15 protein-coding genes and 3 pseudogenes are annotated in these 18,862 nt (G+C 64.7%); 9 read left to right on the forward strand and 9 right to left on the reverse strand.

Translation table 11 applies throughout. From position 1 onward, the window contains the following. Positions 1-68: 68 nt before the first annotated feature. A pseudogene (phbB, locus tag IPK20_09360) lies at positions 69-751 on the reverse strand (acetoacetyl-CoA reductase). 96 nt (positions 752-847) lie between these two features. Next, the gene (locus IPK20_09365; protein ID MBK8016891.1) at positions 848-2,587 is read right to left on the reverse strand and encodes an alpha/beta fold hydrolase; all 1,740 of its coding nucleotides are present in this window, start codon (positions 2,585-2,587) and stop codon (positions 848-850) included. 54 nt (positions 2,588-2,641) lie between these two features. On the opposite strand from IPK20_09365, the gene IPK20_09370 reads away from it, so the two are divergent. Then, the gene (locus IPK20_09370) at positions 2,642-2,890 is read left to right on the forward strand and encodes a hypothetical protein (GenBank protein ID MBK8016892.1); all 249 of its coding nucleotides are present in this window, start codon (positions 2,642-2,644) and stop codon (positions 2,888-2,890) included. 12 nt (positions 2,891-2,902) lie between these two features. Here the strand turns inward: IPK20_09370 and pgeF are convergent, their stop codons facing one another. Together pgeF and rluD are read right to left on the reverse strand one after the other, a co-directional pair. Beyond that, on the reverse strand, positions 2,903-3,655 hold the full coding sequence (gene pgeF, locus IPK20_09375; GenBank protein MBK8016893.1) for a peptidoglycan editing factor PgeF: 753 nt from the start codon (positions 3,653-3,655) through the stop codon (positions 2,903-2,905). After that, positions 3,646-4,605, reverse strand: coding sequence for a 23S rRNA pseudouridine(1911/1915/1917) synthase RluD (gene rluD / locus IPK20_09380; GenBank protein MBK8016894.1), 960 nt, complete (start codon positions 4,603-4,605; stop codon positions 3,646-3,648). Before rluD ends, pgeF begins: the two co-directional genes overlap by 10 nt. Before the next feature lie 10 nt (positions 4,606-4,615). Here rluD and IPK20_09385 point away from each other — a divergent pair. Further along, positions 4,616-5,391: pseudogene (locus tag IPK20_09385) on the forward strand (outer membrane protein assembly factor BamD). Between the two features lie 171 nt (positions 5,392-5,562). Here IPK20_09385 and IPK20_09390 read toward each other — a convergent pair. The 3 genes from IPK20_09390 to IPK20_09400 all read right to left on the reverse strand — a co-directional run bounded on the left by IPK20_09390 (position 5,563) and on the right by IPK20_09400 (position 10,620). Further along, positions 5,563-7,413, reverse strand: coding sequence for a diguanylate cyclase (locus IPK20_09390; protein MBK8016895.1), 1,851 nt, complete (start codon positions 7,411-7,413; stop codon positions 5,563-5,565). 387 nt (positions 7,414-7,800) lie between these two features. After that, entirely contained in the window at positions 7,801-9,756 is a 1,956-nt protein-coding gene (locus IPK20_09395; protein MBK8016896.1) for an acetoacetate--CoA ligase, read from the reverse strand. A 63-nt stretch (positions 9,757-9,819) separates the two neighbouring features. Further along, complete coding sequence (locus IPK20_09400; GenBank protein ID MBK8016897.1) at positions 9,820-10,620, reverse strand: IclR family transcriptional regulator; 801 nt, start codon at positions 10,618-10,620, stop codon at positions 9,820-9,822. Positions 10,621-10,826: 206 nt separating this feature from the next. On the opposite strand from IPK20_09400, the gene IPK20_09405 reads away from it, so the two are divergent. From IPK20_09405 to IPK20_09425, 5 genes are all read left to right on the forward strand, one after another. Then, positions 10,827-11,777, forward strand: a complete 951-nt coding sequence (locus tag IPK20_09405; GenBank protein ID MBK8016898.1) for an MBL fold metallo-hydrolase — start codon at positions 10,827-10,829, stop codon at positions 11,775-11,777. A 16-nt stretch (positions 11,778-11,793) separates the two neighbouring features. Then, positions 11,794-13,506, forward strand: coding sequence for an FAD-dependent oxidoreductase (locus IPK20_09410; GenBank protein ID MBK8016899.1), 1,713 nt, complete (start codon positions 11,794-11,796; stop codon positions 13,504-13,506). Then, positions 13,469-13,681 (forward strand): DUF2783 domain-containing protein, encoded by a 213-nt coding sequence (locus IPK20_09415; GenBank protein ID MBK8016900.1) that lies wholly within the window; start codon positions 13,469-13,471, stop codon positions 13,679-13,681. Before IPK20_09410 ends, IPK20_09415 begins: the two co-directional genes overlap by 38 nt. Before the next feature lie 72 nt (positions 13,682-13,753). Continuing rightward, the gene (locus IPK20_09420; protein ID MBK8016901.1) at positions 13,754-14,893 is read left to right on the forward strand and encodes a homogentisate 1,2-dioxygenase; all 1,140 of its coding nucleotides are present in this window, start codon (positions 13,754-13,756) and stop codon (positions 14,891-14,893) included. Between the two features lie 68 nt (positions 14,894-14,961). Then, complete coding sequence (locus tag IPK20_09425; GenBank protein MBK8016902.1) at positions 14,962-15,915, forward strand: tripartite tricarboxylate transporter substrate binding protein; 954 nt, start codon at positions 14,962-14,964, stop codon at positions 15,913-15,915. Positions 15,916-15,957: 42 nt separating this feature from the next. On the opposite strand, the gene IPK20_09430 is transcribed toward IPK20_09425, so the two are convergent. Further along, positions 15,958-16,677, reverse strand: a complete 720-nt coding sequence (locus IPK20_09430) for a GTP cyclohydrolase I (protein MBK8016903.1) — start codon at positions 16,675-16,677, stop codon at positions 15,958-15,960. A 140-nt stretch (positions 16,678-16,817) separates the two neighbouring features. On the opposite strand from IPK20_09430, the gene IPK20_09435 reads away from it, so the two are divergent. Beyond that, the gene (locus IPK20_09435) at positions 16,818-17,612 is read left to right on the forward strand and encodes a hypothetical protein (GenBank protein MBK8016904.1); all 795 of its coding nucleotides are present in this window, start codon (positions 16,818-16,820) and stop codon (positions 17,610-17,612) included. A 242-nt stretch (positions 17,613-17,854) separates the two neighbouring features. Beyond that, on the forward strand, positions 17,855-18,295 hold the full coding sequence (locus IPK20_09440) for a heme-binding protein (GenBank protein ID MBK8016905.1): 441 nt from the start codon (positions 17,855-17,857) through the stop codon (positions 18,293-18,295). Positions 18,296-18,332: 37 nt separating this feature from the next. On the opposite strand, the pseudogene IPK20_09445 reads toward IPK20_09440, so the two are convergent. Next, positions 18,333-18,861 (reverse strand): annotated as a pseudogene (locus IPK20_09445) (adenine phosphoribosyltransferase). Position 18,862: the final 1 nt, after the last annotated feature.

Consider the following 18,862-nt stretch of genomic DNA (forward strand, 5'->3'; position numbering starts at 1 on the left):
TCGTGGTATCGACCGGGCCTCGCACGTCGGATCCTCTGACGGACGAACTTGCCGCCACCCGGTCCCGATTACTGCATGTGTTGACCGCCGTTGATGGAGATATTGGCTCCAGTCAGGAAGGCAGCCTCGTCGGAGGCCAGATAGATGATCAGTCCGGCCACTTCCTCGGGTTTGCCCAGCCGGCCGACAGGGATCTGCGGGAGGATCTTGGAATCGAGTATGTCCTTGGGGATCGCGGTCACCATCTTGGTGCCGATGTAACCCGGCGAGATGGTGTTCACGGTGACCCCTTTTTTTGACACCTCCAGTGCGAGGGCCTTCGTGAAACCGTGCATGCCGGCCTTTGCGGCCGAGTAGTTCGTCTGACCGAAGGCTCCCTTCTGGCCGTTGACCGATGAGATGTTGATCACGCGTCCCCAGCCGCGCTCCACCATGCCATCCATCACTTGCTTGGTCATGTTGAAGACGCTGTCCAGATTGGTGCTGATTACCGCATCCCAGTCCGCCTTGGTCATCTTCTTGAAGGTCATGTCACGGGTGATGCCGGCGTTGTTCACCAGCACATCGACCGGCCCCACGCTCTCCTCGACCCTCTTGACAGCGGCGGGGCACCGCGTGGAATTCGTATCCCTTGTCTCGCATCGCAGCAATCCAGGCATCCGCAGACTTGTTGGATGGCGAATGGGTGGCGACCACGGTATAGCCCCTGGTCAGCCATGCCGGTGCAGATGGATTCGCCCAGTCCGCCCATCCCGCCGGTCACCAAAACGATTCGCTTGGCCATGTCGTTTCTCTCCTCCTTGGAATCAGGCGCTGCCCGAACGGGGGCAGCGCGGGTCGTTTCAACTCAGGAACCTGCCGCCGCACGCCGGCCGGAGACGGACTGCACGTATCGACCCGGCGCAGCTTCGGTCGCGGCAAGGCCAGCGCCACCCGGTGCCGACGGCGCCGGCTTCCATGCTCCCGAGTGCGACGCAAGCCATCCGGCCCAGTCCGTCCACCAGCTTTCTGCTCGATGTTCGGCGCCATGAAACCATTCTTCCGGGGTTCCGGCAATCGTCTTGGACACCCAGTGTCCCCGTGATCGCAAGCCGGGGGGATTGACGACGCCGGCGACGTGCCCGCTCTCCGTCAGTACGAACCGCTTGTCGCCGCTCACGAGGCGGAGCCCCCGATAGGCCGATTGCCAGGGGACGATGTGATCCTTGATCGCCGCAAGCATGTAGCTGGGAACGCCGATCGTCGAAAGGTCCACCGGTTCGCCCAGCACGTTCATCGTCCCGGGCCTGACGAGCGTGTTCTCCAGGTACATCTTGCGCAAGTACTGCGAGAACAATAGGGCAGGGACGTCTGCGCCGTCGCTGTTCCAGTGCAGCAGATCCATGACCGGTGGAGTCTCGCCGAACAGATAGTTTCGTTCGACGAAGTGCCAGACGAGTTCGCGGGCCCTCAGGCTGGAGAACGCGGCGGCAATATGCCGGGCAGGCATCAGGCCGTTCCTGCCGTCGGCAGCCTCGAGTTGATGGAGGAAGGCATCGTCGACGAACACGCCCAGTTCGCCGGGTTCCTTGAAATCCAGGAGCGTGGTGAGCAGTGTCAGGGAGGCCAGCGGGGCGCGGTGCTCCGGTTGCACCAGTGCGGCAGCGGTTGCGCACAGCGTCCCGCCGACGCAGTACCCGAGAAGATTCACCCTGCGGGTTCGCGAGATTCTTCCGGCTGCCCGCATCGCTTCCAGGACGCCGCCCCGGACGTAATCGTCCCAGCCGCTGGCAGCGGTTTCAGCGCACCCGTTGCGCCAGGAGACCAGAAAGACCTGGAAGCCGGACGCCAGGGCGAACCGGACAAAGGAAGTCCCGGGCCTGAGGTCGAGGATGTAGTACTTGTTGATGAACGGAGGGACGATGACGAGCGGCCTGGCGCGGACTCGGGAGGTGATGGGGCGGTACTGGATGAGCTGTGCGATAGGCGATTCCCAGACCACATGGCCCGCTGTCGCAGCGATGTCCCGTCCAAGCGCCAGCGCATGCTCGTCGCTCATGCGAATGCTTCCGCGCTCGATGTCCTGCGCCAGATTGCGAAGGCCGCGTGCCACCGATTCGCCTTGCGTCGCGATGGCCCGCCGGATCGCATCCGGGTTCGTGACGAAGAAATTGTCCGGATCGCTCGCCTCGATCGACTGTCTCAGCAGGAATGCCAGCCGGCGGCCGGGCATGTCCCGCAGGTCGAGAAGATCCCGGAGGGCGCTGGCGTGACGCGACCAGAGCTCATGCTGGGCGCGTGCATAACGGAACCATGGCGAGTCGGACCAGTCGCCGTGCGAGGACGAGTCTTCGGGGGGCAGGTTCGCATCCACTGCCGGCCCGGCTTTGCTGCCGGGCAGAAGCGTTTGCCACAATGCGAACTGCGCGGTGTAGAACTCGGTCAGTCTTTGCTCGAACGCCTCGGGACGCTCGCGTAGCGCCTCGAGCATGGCGTGGGCCAGCGTCTGCAGTTCCTCCACCGATGGACGAATGCTCATGCCGAGCGCTGACATCGCATCCGGGCCCAGGGCCTTGGCGGCTTCTTCGAGAAAGGACGTGGAGTTCATGGCAGCGGGATTGTCGCATCGGGAAACAGGCAGGAGCCAAAGGGAGTGTCCGGCATGTACATCGTAGCGGCCGCCTGGCTCTACGTCGCTGTGCTGATGGCAGCCACCGAACCGAGCGTGGTGGCGGGCATCCTCACCTTCGTGTTCTATGGGGCTGCGCCTCTCGCGCTGCTGCTCTGGCTGTTCGGTGTTCCCCGGCGCCGCCGCGATCGGAAGACCCGCGGAGCGCCGGAGCAAGGGGCCGTGTCCATGGCCAGGCCACCAGCGCCTCTCGTCGAAGGGAAGGAACAATCCGACCGATGAACGCGGGCGGGTTCAGCGGTTCGCTGCCGGGTCCAGCCAGATCATCGCAGCCATTCTTCCCGTGATGCGGTCGCGGCGATGGGAGAAGAAGCGGGCGTCGTCGGCGAACGTGCACCACTGCCCCCCGAATACTCTCCCCACACCCAGCGCCGCGAGGCGCCGCCGCGCGAGTCCGGGGAGATCCGCCAGCCACTTGCCGGGCGACTTCGGAACGAAATGCTGCTCCGCTGCGGCGTCTCCCTTCGTGAATGCGTCCAGAACGTCGGGGCCGACCTCGAAGTGCATGGGGCCGATGGCAGGGCCGAGCCAGGCGATGAGTTCCGTTTCCGGAATGGCCATCGCCGCCACTGTGCGTTCGAGCACACCGGCCGATAGTCCCCGCCATCCCGCGTGGGCAGCCGCGACACGCCGCCCTCTGGTGTCGGCCAGCAGGACCGGCATGCAGTCGGCCATCTGAACGGTGCACACCACTCCCCGCTCGCCCGTGACCGCAGCGTCGGCTTCCGGCAACCCGTCCACCGCTGCAGCCTCTACGACCCGCGTTCCGTGGACCTGCCTGAGCCAGCGGGGCGCCGCCGGCAGCAAGGCGGTGAGCAGATCGCGATTGCGCTGCACGTTTTCAGGGTTGTCGCCGACGGACGTTCCCAGATTGAGGCTCCGGTAAGGACCGCTGCTCACGCCACCGGAACGGGTGGTGACGAGTGCCTGGACGCCGTGCGGCGCCGGCCAGTCTGGAAGGATGCAGTCCGAGCGAGTCAGGGGCATGCCGTTTTCAGCGCGTTCAGGAGGTCGTCGAAATCGGCGGGCGGGGAAGAGGACCAACTCATCCTTGCGCCGCTGGCGGGGTGCTCCAGAGACAGTGTCGTCGCGTGGAGCGCCTGACGATTGAAGGCAGTGGCCGACCGCAAGTTGATGGAGGTGCGCTTTCCGTACACCGGGTCGCCGACGAGAGGATGTCCGATATGCTGGAGATGGACGCGGATCTGGTGCGTGCGTCCCGTCTCCAGCGTGCACTCCACCAGTGTCCACCCGCTCCCCGACTGCAGAGGACGATAGTGCGTGCGTGCGGGCCGGCCGCGTTCCACGATCGCCATGCGGGTACGGTGCGCGGGATGCCGCCCGATGGGCGCATCGACGCTGCCGGACTTCTCGATTCTTCCTTCGGCGATGGCCAGATAGACGCGTGACACGCTGCGCGCCTGCAGTTGCCGGACGAGATCGGTCTGCGCTTCGAGCGTCTTGGCGACGACCATGAGGCCGCTCGTTTCCTTGTCCAGGCGATGGACGATGCCGGCACGCGGCAGGTGTTCCAGGCGAGGGGCGTGTGAAAGCAGTGCGTTGAGCAGCGTTCCTGTGCGATTGCCTGCGCCGGGATGTACGACGAGCCCCGCAGGCTTGTCGAGGACCACGATGTGGTCGTCCTCGAACACGATGCCGAGGGGAATGTCTTCCGGCCGATCGGCGGTTTGCGTCGACGAGTCGTCAGGATCGAGCGTGACGGTCTCCAGCCCGCGCATCCGGCGCTTCGGGGCGGCCTCGGAGCCGTCGACACGGACGCGGCCGGCCTCCACCCAGTTCTTGATCTGACTGCGGGAATACTGCGGAAAACACTGCGCGAGCGCCTGATCCAGTCGCAGGCCTGCGCAGGTCTCCGGCACCACCAAGGAATGTCCGGGCCCTGAGGGTGCCACGCTATAATCCCGTTCCCCGTCCATTGCGCCTGCCATGTTGCGAATTCTAGCCGTGATCACTGCCGTCCTGATGCTCAGCGCATGCGGCGGCAGCGGAACCACCAAGGGCGATGACCAGACCCGCGGCTGGTCCGTCGAAAAGCTGTATGCCGAAGCCAAGGCAGAGCTGGATGCCGGAAACTACAAACGTGCTCTCGGGCACTACGAAAGCTGTCGGCCCGGTACCCCTATGGCCGCTACGCTCAGCAGGCCCAGCTGGAGATGGCCTACGCGTATTTCAAGGACAACGAGCGCGCATCCGCGATCGCGACATGCGACCGGTTCATCCAGCTCTACCCGACTCACGAACGTGTCGACTACGCGTATTACCTCAAGGGTCTGGTCACGTTCAACGAGGATCTCGGGATCATCGCCAAGCTTTCCGATCAGGATCCGACGGAGCGGGATCCACAGGCGATGCGTGAATCCTTCGACGCCTTGCAGGAGCTGGTCACCCGGTTCCCCGAGAGCAAGTACACCCCCGATGCGATCAAACGCCTGCGTTACCTGGTCAATGCCATGGCGTCATCGGAAGTCCGGATCGCCGAGTACTACCTGCGCCGCCGCGCCTATGTCGCGTCGGTCAACCGGGCGCAATACGCGATCAACAACTATCCGCAGGCCCCTGCGCTCGAACGGGCCTTCGTTGTTCTGGTGAAGGCCTACCAGGCGATGGGATTTACCGATCTTCAGCGCGACGCCGAGCGGCTTCTGAAAATCAACTTCCCGGAGAGCGCCCAGATATCCGGCACGGGGTCCGACAAGTCCTGATTCCGGGACGAATCCCAGGGAAGTTGCACCGCCGGGTCCGGCCTCCCGGTAGTCTGCTGCCGGGCGGTTCATGGTTCGACGGGGTGGCGCAAGCCGTCCTTACCGAGGAGGCCTTTGGTCCACGGGGTCCGTCCGGGTCCTCAGGCCACCTTCAAGAGACTCCCGTGACGTTTACGCGTCCCGTCCGGCCAGAACGGCACGATTGCGGCCGGCGCGCTTGGCGGCGTACAGGGCCCGGTCGGCCGCAAGCACCAGTTCGCGGGAAGTTGCCTTGCCTCCCATGGACGCCACGCCTGCGCTGAAAGTCACCGTGAGCGCCGCTTCGTCGATGTCGTGTTCGAGCCGGGAGAAATCCGCGCAGAGCTTCTCCATCACGTTCAGCGCGGCAGGACCGTCGGTGTCGGTGAGGATGATGGCGAACTCTTCGCCGCCGTAACGCCCCACGATGTCGCTCTTGCGCAACTGCTGTTTCAGGAATCGCGCGAGATTCTTCAGAACGCGGTCCCCGACCGGGTGGCCGAACTGGTCGTTGATCGACTTGAAGTGGTCCAGATCGATCATCGCGAAGGCCAGAGGGTGCGCCTGGCGTAGCGCGCGCAGGGATTCGATCTCCAGGTACTGCTGCAATCGTGAATGATTGAGGAGCCCGGTGAGACTGTCGTGCTGCATCAGCCCGGACAGCGTGCGATAGCGCTCCACTCGCGCGATCACGGTAGCGATGAGCTGAGATGCCTGCAGCGGCAGAGGAAGCAAGGCATCGCCCCCCACGTTCATCAGGCCGATCTGCCTGTCGAGATTCCAGTGTTCGGACAGGAAGACCACGGGCAGGCTCACGTAAGACGGGATCTGATGCACCACCTGCGCCAGTTCGTCGCCGCCGCACTGGGGCAGCTTGAGCGCGATCAGGAGCAGTTCGGGATTGAACTCCCCGAGCGCTGACACCAGTTCGTTCGGATCCCGAACGATCGCCACGTCCATGCCCACTTCGTGGAGGATCGCCCGGCAAAGGTCGGCGCGATTGTTGTCGCCGTCCACGATCATCACGCGGTACGGTTCCGGCGTGTCCCGCATCGCCAAGGCGTCGAGCTTGTCCACCAGTTCGGCCACCCGAGCCGGTTTGAGAAAGTACGCCACGGCCCCCGCCCGCACGCTTTCCAGGCGCGCCTGGACGTCGCCGCGCATGGACAGATAGATGAATGGAGTGCGCGACAGTTCGTCGTTGCCGAGCGTCGCCAGCGCCTGGGCAGAATGAAACCCTTCGCCTGCGAGATCCACGTCGATCAGCATCGCATAGGGCTGCCTCTGACTGAGCGCGCCGATGAGTTCCTGGCTCGAGGGGAAGACCGCCGTGTCGTAGCCAAAGCGGGAGAGCTGGCTCGTGAGGGCGGCCGCCATCGCTTCGTCCCGTTCCAGCACGTAGAGCAGGCGACGCGGAGATGGCTCGGCATCGGCTGGGGTGGCCGTCGCCGGCGTGAGACGAGGGGAGGCCGTCGATTCGGAGGAAACCGGGGGCGGCTCTTCCTCGTTTGCGGCCGTCGTGGTGACCACCGACAGCTTCACGGGCCGTTCGGTGGGAATCTCGAGAACAGGCTCGGGATCAGTGCGGGGATCGGGCTGCTGCGAACCGAGGTTCGCGTCGGCCGGGGGCTGGGCCGTTTCGGTCGGAACGCTTGCGCCGGGCACTGCGCCAAGTTCTGCCGCGGCCGCCTTGAGTTCGCCAAGAAAGCCATTCACGCGCTCGACATCGTCTGTCGAAAGGTGATGGCCGCGAGAAAGAACGAGCGTCAGTGTCCGGGCCAGGCGCCGAGAGGGCGAAGAGAGCGAAGGCAGGCCGAGCATGCTGGAGGCGACGTCCAGGCCGTGCGCCAGGCGTTGCACGGCGACAAGTCCATCGCGTTCACCGCCCGTCTGAACAACCGCGCTCCACAGGGCTTCGATCTCCCCGAGCTTGCGCGGCAATTCCTGGGCGTGTCGGTCAGACAGCTCCCGCAAGGCCTTGCGAAAGACCTCCAGCGCATTCATCGAGTGGATTCCAATTCCTTCCCGGGCGAGGTTCAAATTCTATCGAGTCCTGAACTCAAAACCTCTCAAAACGAGAGGTTGGGTAGCAAAAAAGGGGCCGTTGCCGATCGGCGACGCCCACACCGAAGAAAAAACGCTGGCAGTTCAATCACGTCGGTGAAATTTGCCGAACGCAGGTCGGGTCTGAGTCTGCCGATTCGCGTGCCCTGGAATTGCGTGAATCCGGGTCGAGGACTTCTCTGTCAGCTTCGCCGACACGCTGCGTCGTGGAGACGCAAATCCCCAGGCACGAGGTGAGGCAGTTCTCTGGCGAGTGGGGGGGGCGTCCCTTCTGATGGGATACAAGACGCCGTGGCCCGGGTCGCAGATGCCAGACGCGGCGGGCCGTCAACGCGCAAGTTCCGGCAGTTCGCGGTACAGATCCAGGGCTTCGGGGTTGGCCAGAGCTTCCTTGTTCTTGACCGGCCGGCCATGCACGACATCCCGGACAGCCAGTTCCACGATCTTGCCGCTCTTGGTGCGTGGAATATCGGCAACGGCAATGATCTTGTCTGGCACGTGCCGTGGAGTGGTGTTGGTCCGGATGCGCTCCTTGATTCTTTTCGCGAGCGTGTCGTCGAGGGTGGCGCCGTCCTTCAGCCGCACGAAGAGAACCACGCGCACGTCGTTGTTCCAGTCCTGTCCTATGACCAGGCTTTCGGTGACTTCCTCCAGCTGTTCCACCTGCCGGTAGATCTCGGCCGTGCCGATGCGTACCCCTCCGGGGTTGAGGACCGCGTCCGAGCGGCCATAGATGATGCAGGTGCCCCGGTCGGTGAGTTCCATGTAGTCGCCGTGGCACCAGATGTTGGGGAAACGCTCGAAATACGCCGCGCGGTACTTGTTCCCCTCCGGATCGTTCCAGAACTGCACGGGCATCGATGGAAAAGGCGCGGAGCACACGAGTTCGCCTTTGGTCCCTACGACCGGCTGCCCGGAGTCGTCGTAGACCTCCACTTTCATGCCCAGCCCCCGGCACTGGATCTCGCCGCGCCACACGGGAACCCAGGGGCTGCCCAGGACGAAGCAGGACACGATGTCCGTGCCGCCCGAGATGGACGAGAGCAGCAGGTCCTCCTTCACGTTCGCGTAGACGTAGTCGTAGCCTTCCGCGACCAGCGGACTGCCGGTCGACGTCATCGTCCGCAGTGCTGCGAGATCGTGCGTCTCCCGCGGCTTCAGCTTGAGCTTGTTGATCGCATCGATGTACTTCGCCGACGTGCCGAACACGGTCATGCGTTCCTGGGCAGCGAAGTCCCACAGCGTGTTTGCCCCGGGATAGAAGGGAGAGCCGTCGTACAGGAGCAAGGTGGCTCCCGTAGCCAGGCTTGTTGCGAGCCAGTGCCACATCATCCAGCCGCAGGTCGTGAAGTAGAACAGCCGGTCGTCGCGCTTCAGGTCGGTCTGGAGCTGGTGCTCCTTCAGGTGCTGGAGCAGTGTGCCGCCCTGGCCGTGCACGATGCACTTGGGCACACCGGTGGTACCGGAGGAGTAGAGGATGTACAGCGGATGGTTGAACGGGAGCTGCTCGAACCGGATGTCCCCGGGCACGAACGGGCTCGTGAACTCGGAGAGCCCGGCGGCGCGAGGAACCGCACTCGCATCCGGCGACTCGTTCAGATAGGGGATGACCACAACCTTTTCCACCGAAGGCAGGCGAGCGACGACCTCGGACAGTTTGCCCAGGACGTCCAGCTGCTTGCCGCCGTACCAGTAGCCGTCCACCGAGAGCAGGATCTTCGGTTCGATCTGCCCGAACCGGTCGAGCACGCCTTGCACGCCGAAATCGGGAGAGCACGAAGACCAGATGGCTCCGACGCTGGAAGCCGCCATGAGGCCGATGATCGCTTCGGGCATGTTCGACACGATGGCGGCTACGCGGTCGCCCGGCTTCACGCCTGCATCGCGCAAGGCCTGGGACAGCCGCGACACCGCGTCGTAAACCTCGCGGAAGGTGAGGGTGCGTTTCACCTTGTTCTCGCCGCGGAAGATCATTGCCGGCTCGTCGTCCCTGCGGCGAAGCAGGTTCTCGGCGTAGTTGAGGCGCGCATCGGGAAACCACTGCGCGCCGGGCATTCTGTTGCCGTTGGCCAGCACGCGGTCTCCACGCGTTTCGGACACCACCCCACAGAAGTCCCACACTGCGCACCAGAACTTCTCCGGCTCGCGAACGGACCACTCGTAAAGGGAGGTGTAGTCGTCGAGTCGGGGGCCGTACTGCCGGGCTACGAGATCGGCAAAGGCAGTGAGGTTGGCCTGCGTCCGGCGATCCGGCGAAGGCGTCCAGATTGGTGTGGTGGTCACGACGTAGACTCCAGGAAAAGCATGCGGACGTAAGCGTCGTCCGCCAGGGCTGCGAATCTTAGCTTACGGGACGGCCGGAACGGCGAAGCCCAAACGGGCGGAAAGCGTCCCGGCCTGGTGCTTCAGGCGGGTCGCAACGACCCCGTCCGATGTGCTGTCGAAGGTGCCCGAATAGCCGAGCACGGTGAGGGCCAGCACCGCCGCCCCCCGATGATCGAAGACCGGGGCGGAGAGCGCGTCGATCCCTGGAATGAGGTCTCCCGCGACCCGGGCGAGGCCCGTCTCGCGGACTTCCCGCAACAGACCGCGCACGGCGGTCCGGGTTCGCGGCAGGCCACGGCTGGCGCGGCCGGCCGTTCGAAGCTCATCCGCGACGATGCCATCCGTCCAGCCGGAGGGAAGGAAGGCGGCGAAGCAGCGTCCCGTCGCGGAGCGCAGCAAGGGCATGACGGCGCCCACGCGAACGTTGACCGTGACGATGTTGCGCGGTTCTTCCCAACGCACGATCGTGGCGCCCTGGTTTCCCCACACGGCCGCCGCGGCCGTCACGCCGAATTCCGTGGCCAGGGAGACGAGCACGGGAGCGGACAGACGCACGGCGTCGAGCCGCCCGAGGGCCGCAAGCCCCATCTGGAGCGCGAGCGGCCCGAGTTCGTACCGGCCCGCGGTGCCGTCCTGTTCGACGAGTCCCACGCGGATGAAGCTCACCAGGTAACGATGTGCCTTGGCGGCCGGCATCCCCGCGGCCGCGGCCACGTCCTTGAGCATCATGGGGGCGCCGCTGGCCACGAGCGCGGTCAGGAGCGCGCCGCCGGTTTCGACGGACTGGATGCCGCTTTGCGGCGAACGGGCTCGGAGGGGCATGAAAGCAAAGGGTGCCGGATCGGGGAGAGATCGCTTCGAGCCGCAGGGCGGGACCGGCCATGCCATCTCTGGTGCCTGCGGTCGATTGACCCGAATCCTAGGCGCCGATTACGATACAAGCAACGCCTTTCACCAAGCGTAATTGTCCGCACCATGGTCGGAACGACGGGCAATGCGGCCATCACTGCCTGAAACGGAGGTGCTCCATGGAAAAGAAATTCGCGTCGCAGGCGGATCTCGTCGAGAAGAAGGTGAGCTTCGTCAAGCTCGCCGACTGCGCGTATGCCTACACGGCGGAGGGCGACCCGAACACCGGCATCGTCATCGGCGACGATGCGGTCATGGTGATCGACACCCAGGCCACGCCCGTCATGGCACAGGACGTCATTCGCCGCATCCGGGAGGTCACGGACAAGCCCATCCGGTATGTGGTGATGTCGCACTATCACGCCGTGCGCGTGCTTGGGGCCAGCGCCTACGGTGCGTCGCACGTGATAGCAAGCCGGCCCACGCATGAACTCATCCAGGAACGTGGCGAGGCCGACATGAAGTCCGAGATCGAGCGCTTCCCGCGGTTGTTCCGGGCCGTCGAGTCGATACCCGGGCTCACCTGGCCCAACATCGTGTTCGAGAGCGAGCTGACGCTGTTCCTTGGCAAGCTCGAGGTGCGCATCCTTCACCTGGGCCGCGGGCACACCAAGGGCGACACGGTCGTCTGGCTGCCACAACACAAGGTGCTCTTCTCGGGCGACCTGGTGGAGTTCGCGGCAACGCCCTACACCGGCGATGCGTATCTGCAGGATTGGCCCCGGACGCTGGACCGGATCGCGGCCCTGGGGCCCGAGAAGCTGGTGCCGGGCCGTGGAGAGGCCTTGCAGACTCCCGAAAAGGTTGCGCAGGGCCTGCAGGACACGCGCGATTTCATCGTGAGCATGTTTGGAGCGGTCAAGGCCGGGCGTGATGCGGGCCAGCCGTTGCGCGATGTCTATCGGAGCACGTACGAGACACTCAAGCCCAGGTTCGGTCACTGGGTGATCTTCGATCACTGCCTGCCGTTCGACGTGAGCCGCGCGTACGACGAGGCCTCGGGCATCCGCGACCCTCGCATATGGACGGCCCAGCGCGACAAGGACATGTGGGAGTCGCTCGAAGGTTGAGCCTCCGGCACCCGCCATGCCGCAGACCTATACCCCGCCTTCGTTCGCCTACGTCACCCCACCCGAGATCTCGACGGGGAGCGCAGCCGCGCGGTCCGTGATCATCGTTGGGGCAGGGCCCATCGGCATTGCCTGCGCTCTGGATCTCACATTGCACGGCGTGGACACGCTCGTGCTGGACGACAATGACACGGTCAGCACCGGATCGCGGGCCATCTGTTACGCCAAGCGTGCGCTGGAGATTCTGGACCGCTATGGCTGTGGCGAGCCGGTCGTCGAACGCGGAGTAAGCTGGCAGATCGGCAAGGTGTTCCACCGCGACCGGCTCGCGTACCGCTTCGACCTCCTCCCGGAAGAAGGTCACAGACGGCCGGCTTTCGTGAATCTTCAGCAGTACCACCTCGAAGAGGCGATGCTCCAGCGCCTCGCGGAACTGGGACGTGCGGAAGTTCGCTGGAAGAATCGCGTCGTCGGAATCACGCAGGATGACCGGGGCGCCACGGTCACCGTGGAGACCCCGGACGGGCGGTACCAGGCACGCGGCAGCTACGTGATCGCCTGCGACGGCGCCCGCAGTTCCCTGCGCGAGATGATGGGGCTGGACTGGAAGGGGCAGGTCTTCCGGGACCGCTTCCTGATCGCCGATGTGCACATGAAGGGCGACTTTCCCGCGGAGCGCTGGTTCTGGTTCGATCCGCCCTTCCACCCCGGGCAGTCCGTTCTGCTGCACAGACAGGCCGATGACGTCTGGCGCATCGACTTCCAGCTCGGTTGGGACGCCGATCCAGACGAGGAGAAGAAGCCCGAACGGGTGATTCCGAGGATCCGGGCCATGCTGGGAGACGACAGGGACTTCGAACTGGAATGGGTGAGCGTGTACACGTTCCAGTGCCGCAGGCTCGACCGCTTCGTCCATGGACGCGTGATCTTTGCGGGCGATGCGGCGCATCAGGTTTCGCCGTTCGGTGCGCGTGGTGCGAACAGCGGCTTCCAGGATGCCGACAATCTATGCTGGAAGCTTGCCCGCGTGTTGCAAGGGCTCTCGCCGGCTTCTCTGCTCGAGAGCTACGACAGCGAACGGGTGGAAGCGGCGGAGGAAAACATCCTCAACTCCACGCGGGCGACGGACTTCATCACGCCCAAGAGCAACATCAGTCGCGACTTTCGCGATGCGGTGCTCGATCTGTCGGTCTCGCACGAATTTGCCCGCCGTCTCGTCAACAGCGGTCGGTTGTCCTTGCCCACCACACATCAGGCGAGTCCGCTCAGCACGCCCGATCGGGAGATGTTCTCCGGCGCGATGGTTCCGGGTGCGCCCGCAGCGGACGCGCCCGTGTTTCACGCCGGCGATGCGCGGTGGTGGCTGGAACTGATCGGCGGGCGGTTCGACGCTGTCTACTTCGCCGGCGCAGACGAGCATCGGATCCTTGCCGACCTGAGCGCACTGACCGGTGCACTCGACGGGCAGGCACGGATTCTCGCCGTAGCGGGCGAGAAGGCTCTGGCCGGTGCAATCGGAGACACCGGCACGATCTGGGTGGAGGATGCTCCGGGGTGGCTCGCACGCCGCTACGACGCCTCGCCCGGCACCCTCTATCTGCTGCGGCCGGATCAGCACGTTGCCGCGCGGTGGCGCCACTGGACTGCCGACGATGTGCGGCGGGCGCTGCGCCGAGCCCAGGGAGTGGAACATGCCGCTCGAGACACGACCGAACCTCTCACGGCCTGACGATTTCTATCAGGCGCTGATCGATGCTCATGCCGGCCTCACGGACGAGCAGAGCGCGGCGCTCAACGCACGGCTCATCCTCCTCCTTGCCAATCACGTGGGCGACCTGGACGTTCTTCGCGAGGCGCTGGAGTTTGCCCGAGCCGCGGTGAAGGTGGCACCGGCATCGGAGTAGGCCCGTGGCGGCGCCCCGGCGCCAGCCCCCCAGAAATCACCGCCGGCACCGGGCCGGCCGAGGAGTTCTCCCATGAAGCGCTGGATCTCTTTTCCAAAGTCCGAAGGAACGCACTCGCGGCAGGCCCACGCCGACCTGCCCGAAGGCACTTACGAACGGGAAATGGGAAAGGAAGGGTTCTTCGGACCGAGCTGCCACTTTCACCATCGCCACCGGCCGACCGACTGGTCGGGATTCGACGGTGCCCTGCAGCCGCAAGCCTTCGATCTCAACCTGCTTCCTGCATCAGGTCCCGGTCCGTGGGATGCGGCGCACGTGCTCGGAAACAACGACGTCGCCGTGCGCATCTGGAAGTGCTCGTCCCCCATGGACCACCTCGCGCGGAATTCGGATGGAGACGAGCTCCTGTTCGTACACGAAGGCGCCGGCCACCTTCATTGCGACTGGGGCCACATGGAGTATCGCGACGGAGACTACGTGATGATTCCTCGCGGCGGCATGTGGCGTGTGGAGCCCGAATCTCCGACCACCATGCTGCTGATCGAGTGCACCGAGGGGTCCTATCAGCTTCCCGAGAAGGGCATCCTCGGCCCGCACGCGATTTTCGATCCCGCCATCCTGGAGACGCCGCGCATCGACGATGCCTTCCGCGCTCAACAGGGGGATCGCGCAACGGTCGTGAAGGTCAAACGGCGCAACCGCATCGCGTCGATCCAGTATCCCTTCAATCCGCTGGACGCGATCGGCTGGCACGGCGATCTCTGCGCGGTCAAGGTGAACTGGCGCGACATCCGGCCATTGATGAGCCATCGCTATCATCTGCCGCCCTCGGCACATACGACATTCGTCGGGAAGAACTTCATCGTCTGCACGTTTTGCCCCCGTCCCATCGAATCCGATCCCGGCGCGCTGAAAGTGCCGTTCTTCCACAACAACGACGACTACGACGAGATCATCTTCTACCATCGCGGCCAGTTCTTCTCCCGCGACAACATCCATCCCGGCATGATGACCGTGCATCCCTGCGGCTTCACCCATGGACCTCATCCCAAGGCTTTCGACATCGGTGCCAAGGCGGCGAGAAAGGAGACCGACGAGGTGGCGGTGATGATCGACACGAGATTTCCCATCGAGATGGCCGCGATGCCTGCGGGCGTCGAGCAGGCCGGATACGTGGATTCGTGGAAGCGCAAGCCGGAGTCCGTCGGATGACGCGGGGACCTGCCCCCCGCGCGTCGAGGCCATCGGGGACGATGCAAAGCGGATCCCGGCGCCGATTGATGCTCGCGTCCGTCGCGGGTGCGATCGCTGCATCCCTCGGAGCCCGGGCCGAGGATTTTCCCAGCCGGCCGGTCCGGCTCCTGGTGCCCTACCCGGCGGGCGGTGCGACCGATTTCATCGCACGCACTCTGGGAGCGGATCTGTCCGTGCGGCTGGGTCAGCAATGGGTCATCGAGAACCGTCCCGGTGCCACGACCATCGTCGCCGCAGAACTGCTCGCGCGCTCCCACGCGGACGGATACACGCTCATGCTGGCCGACACGGCGACGCTGGCCACCAATCGAAGCCTGTATGCGAAGCTTCCCTACGATCCGCTGCGCGACTTCACGCCCATCGCGCGCGTAGCCCGCATTCCGCTGTGCCTCGTCACCGGTGTCGAATCCCCCTGGATGAACACGGAGTCTCTGATGGCGGCGCTCAAGTCCAGGCCGGGCGGCTTCAATGTCGGCAGTTCGGGTCTCGGCTCGCCGCATCACCTCGCCGCTGAGCTGTTCCTCCGTCAGACCGGCCTGCGCGCCCAGCACGTGCCATACAAGGGGGCCGCACCGATGCTGCAGGACCTCATCGGACACCGGATCGATTTCGCGTTCCTGGATCTGCCCACCATGCGAGGCGCGCTGGCGGGGGGCAGGCTGAGACTGCTTGCCGCAGGCACAAGGAAGAGACTCAAGGCATTGCCCGATCTTGCCTCGCTCGACGAGCAAGGCCTGCATGGATTCGATGCGTTCGCGTGGCAGGGGATCGTCGCGCCCGCGAAGCTCCCGGCCGAACGCGTCTCGACGCTGTACCGGGCCATCGATGCATCCCTGAATGCGAGTGCCCTGGAGCAGCGTCTGGCCGAAGGCGGAGTGGAGATCTTTCCCGCCGCGCCGGGTCAGTTCAGCGCGTTCATTGCATCGGAAACCCAGCGCTGGGCGAAAGTCATCGACGGTGCCGGAATCCGCCTCGAGTGACCCCGGAGCAATGCCTGTCCATGAGTGCCCGTCGCGTTCGCTTCAGCGCCGGACGAGCTGCAGGAATTCCTTGCGCAGTTCGGGATTGTGGAGAAACGCCCCGCGCATCACGCTGTTGGTCATGTGCGATTCGTCCTTGACTCCTCGCCAGTGCATGCAGAAGTGGTCCGCTTCGAGGACGAGCGCCACGCCGTCCGGCTTGAGACGAGCTTCGAAGAGATCCGCGATCTGCATGACCGCTTCTTCCTGGATCTGAGGCCGGGTCATGATCCAGTCGGCCAGGCGTGCATACTTGGACAGTCCGATCAGATTCGACGCTTCGCTCGGCAGCACGCCGATCCAGAGTTTGCCCAGAATCGGCACCAGATGATGCGAACAGGCGCTGCGCACGGTGATCGGGCCCACGATCATCAGCTCGTTGACTCGTTCGACATTCGGGAACTCGGTGACCGAAGGAATGGGTTGGTAACGACCCCGGAAGACCTCGTGCAGAAACATCTTCGCCACGCGGCGGGCGGTGCCCTGGGTGTTGTGATCACCGGCGGTGTCGATCACGAGCGCTTCGAGGACGCTCTGCATCCTCTCGGTGACTTCCATCTCGAGCTCGGCAAGTTCCTCGGCGCCGTCGATGAACTGCGCGATGTTGTCGTTGGCGTGAAATCGTTGACCGGAGGCTTCGATGCGCTTGCGGATTCGCGCGGACGGCAGGACCGGCTGGGTCTCCGTGGTCCGCACGTTGTAGATCTTTCCCGAGGTGCTCATTCAGGCTCCTTCGATTGTCGTTCTCAGGGGGCGGCCGGCAACGGCGCACAGGTGGCAGACAGCATACGCCATGTTTGGTTCGTGTCTCCCTCGAGCGCGGGCAGCGCCGGACCCCTGCGAGTCAGCGAAAGCAGCGTGGCATGACGGCAGTCTTCGAACGTTTCGTCGGCATCGATTATTCCGGCGCCCAGACCGCCACATCCGCGGTCAAGGGGCTGCAGATCTACATGGCGGAGCAGGGTACGCTGCCCATCGCGGTTGCTCCGCCGCAACCGCTGCGGCACTGGTCCCGCCGAACGGTCGCCGAGTGGCTCGATGCAGAACTGCGCACCGGCACGCCGACATTCGTGGGCATCGACCACGGGTTCTCGTTTCCCGAGAGCTACTTTCGCCGCTACGGACTATCGGCCTGGTCCGCGTTCGTCGACGACTTCTGCCTGCACTGGCCTACCGGTGGCGACGATTGCTCCGTGGACAACGTCCGTTCCGGCGCGATATGGCAGATGCAGAAGGGCCCCGAGACGCGGCGGGTCGGCACGAGCGACGAATTCCGTCTCTGCGAACGATGGACATCCTCCGCGAAGAGCGTGTTCCAGTTCGACATGCAGGGGTCCGTGGCCAAGTCGACTCATGCAGGCATCCCCTGGCTGCGATGGATCAGGGACAACACCCGGCCGGCGCCCTGGTTCTGGCCATTCGACGGCTGGGTTCCCGCGCCGGGCCGATCGGTCATTGCGGAGATCTATCCGTCTCTGGTGCGCAACCGGTATCCGAGAGAGGACCGGAGCGTGGACGAACAGGATGCCTATGCGGTGGCTCGATGGCTCATGGAGTGTCAGTTGCGTGGCTCGCTCGAGCGCTATTTCAATCCGCCCCTCACGCTGGCGGAACGCCGCACGGCCGCCCTGGAGGGATGGATCTTCGGGGTCTCGTGAGATCCAGGGCGCGCTCTGCGCAGTCGCGCTCTCCGCAACTGCGATCTGCAGGGAAGGAGCAATCGAAGTACGCGGTTGCGACGCACCTTCGGCGGATCCGGCCGAACGCATGACCGCGTGCCGGGTCAGACGACTCCGTATGCTGTTATCGTAGCCCTCCCTGCAAGGGCAGCCTGCCTGCCCACAACGAACGTGGAGATACCGAGATGATGAAATCCCTGACTGCCGTCGCTGCTCTCGCCATGCTTGCCAGCACCCCCGTCCTTGCCCAGGACAAGAAGACCGCCATCAACATCGATACCGCCAAGAAGATCGCCGCCGGTTGCGTGGCCAAGGCAAAGGCCGAAGGCTGGCGCATGAACATCGCCATCGTGGACGACGGCGGCAATCTGAAGTACTTCGAACGCATGGACGGCGCCTTCCGTGGCAGCATCCAGATCGCTCAGTTGAAGGCCAACACCTCGTCCATGTTTCCGTTCCCCACCAAGGCCGTGGGTGAGATCGCGCAACGCGTGCCGGGGATTGCCCACGTGCCGGGCATCGTGACGTTCGAAGGCGGAGTTCCGATCAAGACGGCAGGTGGCGAGCACGTCGGTGCCGTGGGCGTGAGCGGTGGAACTGCCGAGCAGGACGGCATCTGCGCTCAGGCCGGACTCGATCTCGTCAAGGACGATCTGAAGTAATCGTCAGCTTGCGTTGAACGACGTTTCCCGGCCGGGCTCAGTGGCCGGGAAACGCGATGAGAGTGCGTACGGTGACGCCAGCGGATTCGAGCCGCAGGCGGCCGCCCAGGTCGGGCAGTTCGACCACGAATGCGGCTTCGACGATGTGCGCGCCGATGGATCTCAGCAACGAAGCGGCGGCATTTTGCCGTACCGCCGGTGGCAAGCAGATCGTCCACCAGCAACACCCTCTCCCCTGGCTCGATGGCATCGGCGTGGATCTCCAGACGGTCGGTGCCGTACTCCAGTTCGTAATCCATCCCGATCGTGGCGGCGGGCAGTTTGCCCGGCTTGCGTATCGGCAAGAACCCTGCGCCCAGTGCCAGCGCAAGGGGAGCGGCAAAGACGAATCCGCGCGATTCGATGCCCGCCACCTTGTCGATGCTTCCCTTCGGGTGGCCGGCGGCCAGGGCGTCGAGTGTCCAAGCAAACGCTTCCCCGTCGGCGAGCAACGTCGTGATGTCCCGGAAGAGGATGCCCGGTCTGGGGTGATCCGGAATCGAGCGGATCCTGGAGGCGATATCCATC

Source organism: Betaproteobacteria bacterium (assembly GCA_016713305.1).
Taxonomy (GTDB): domain Bacteria; phylum Pseudomonadota; class Gammaproteobacteria; order Burkholderiales.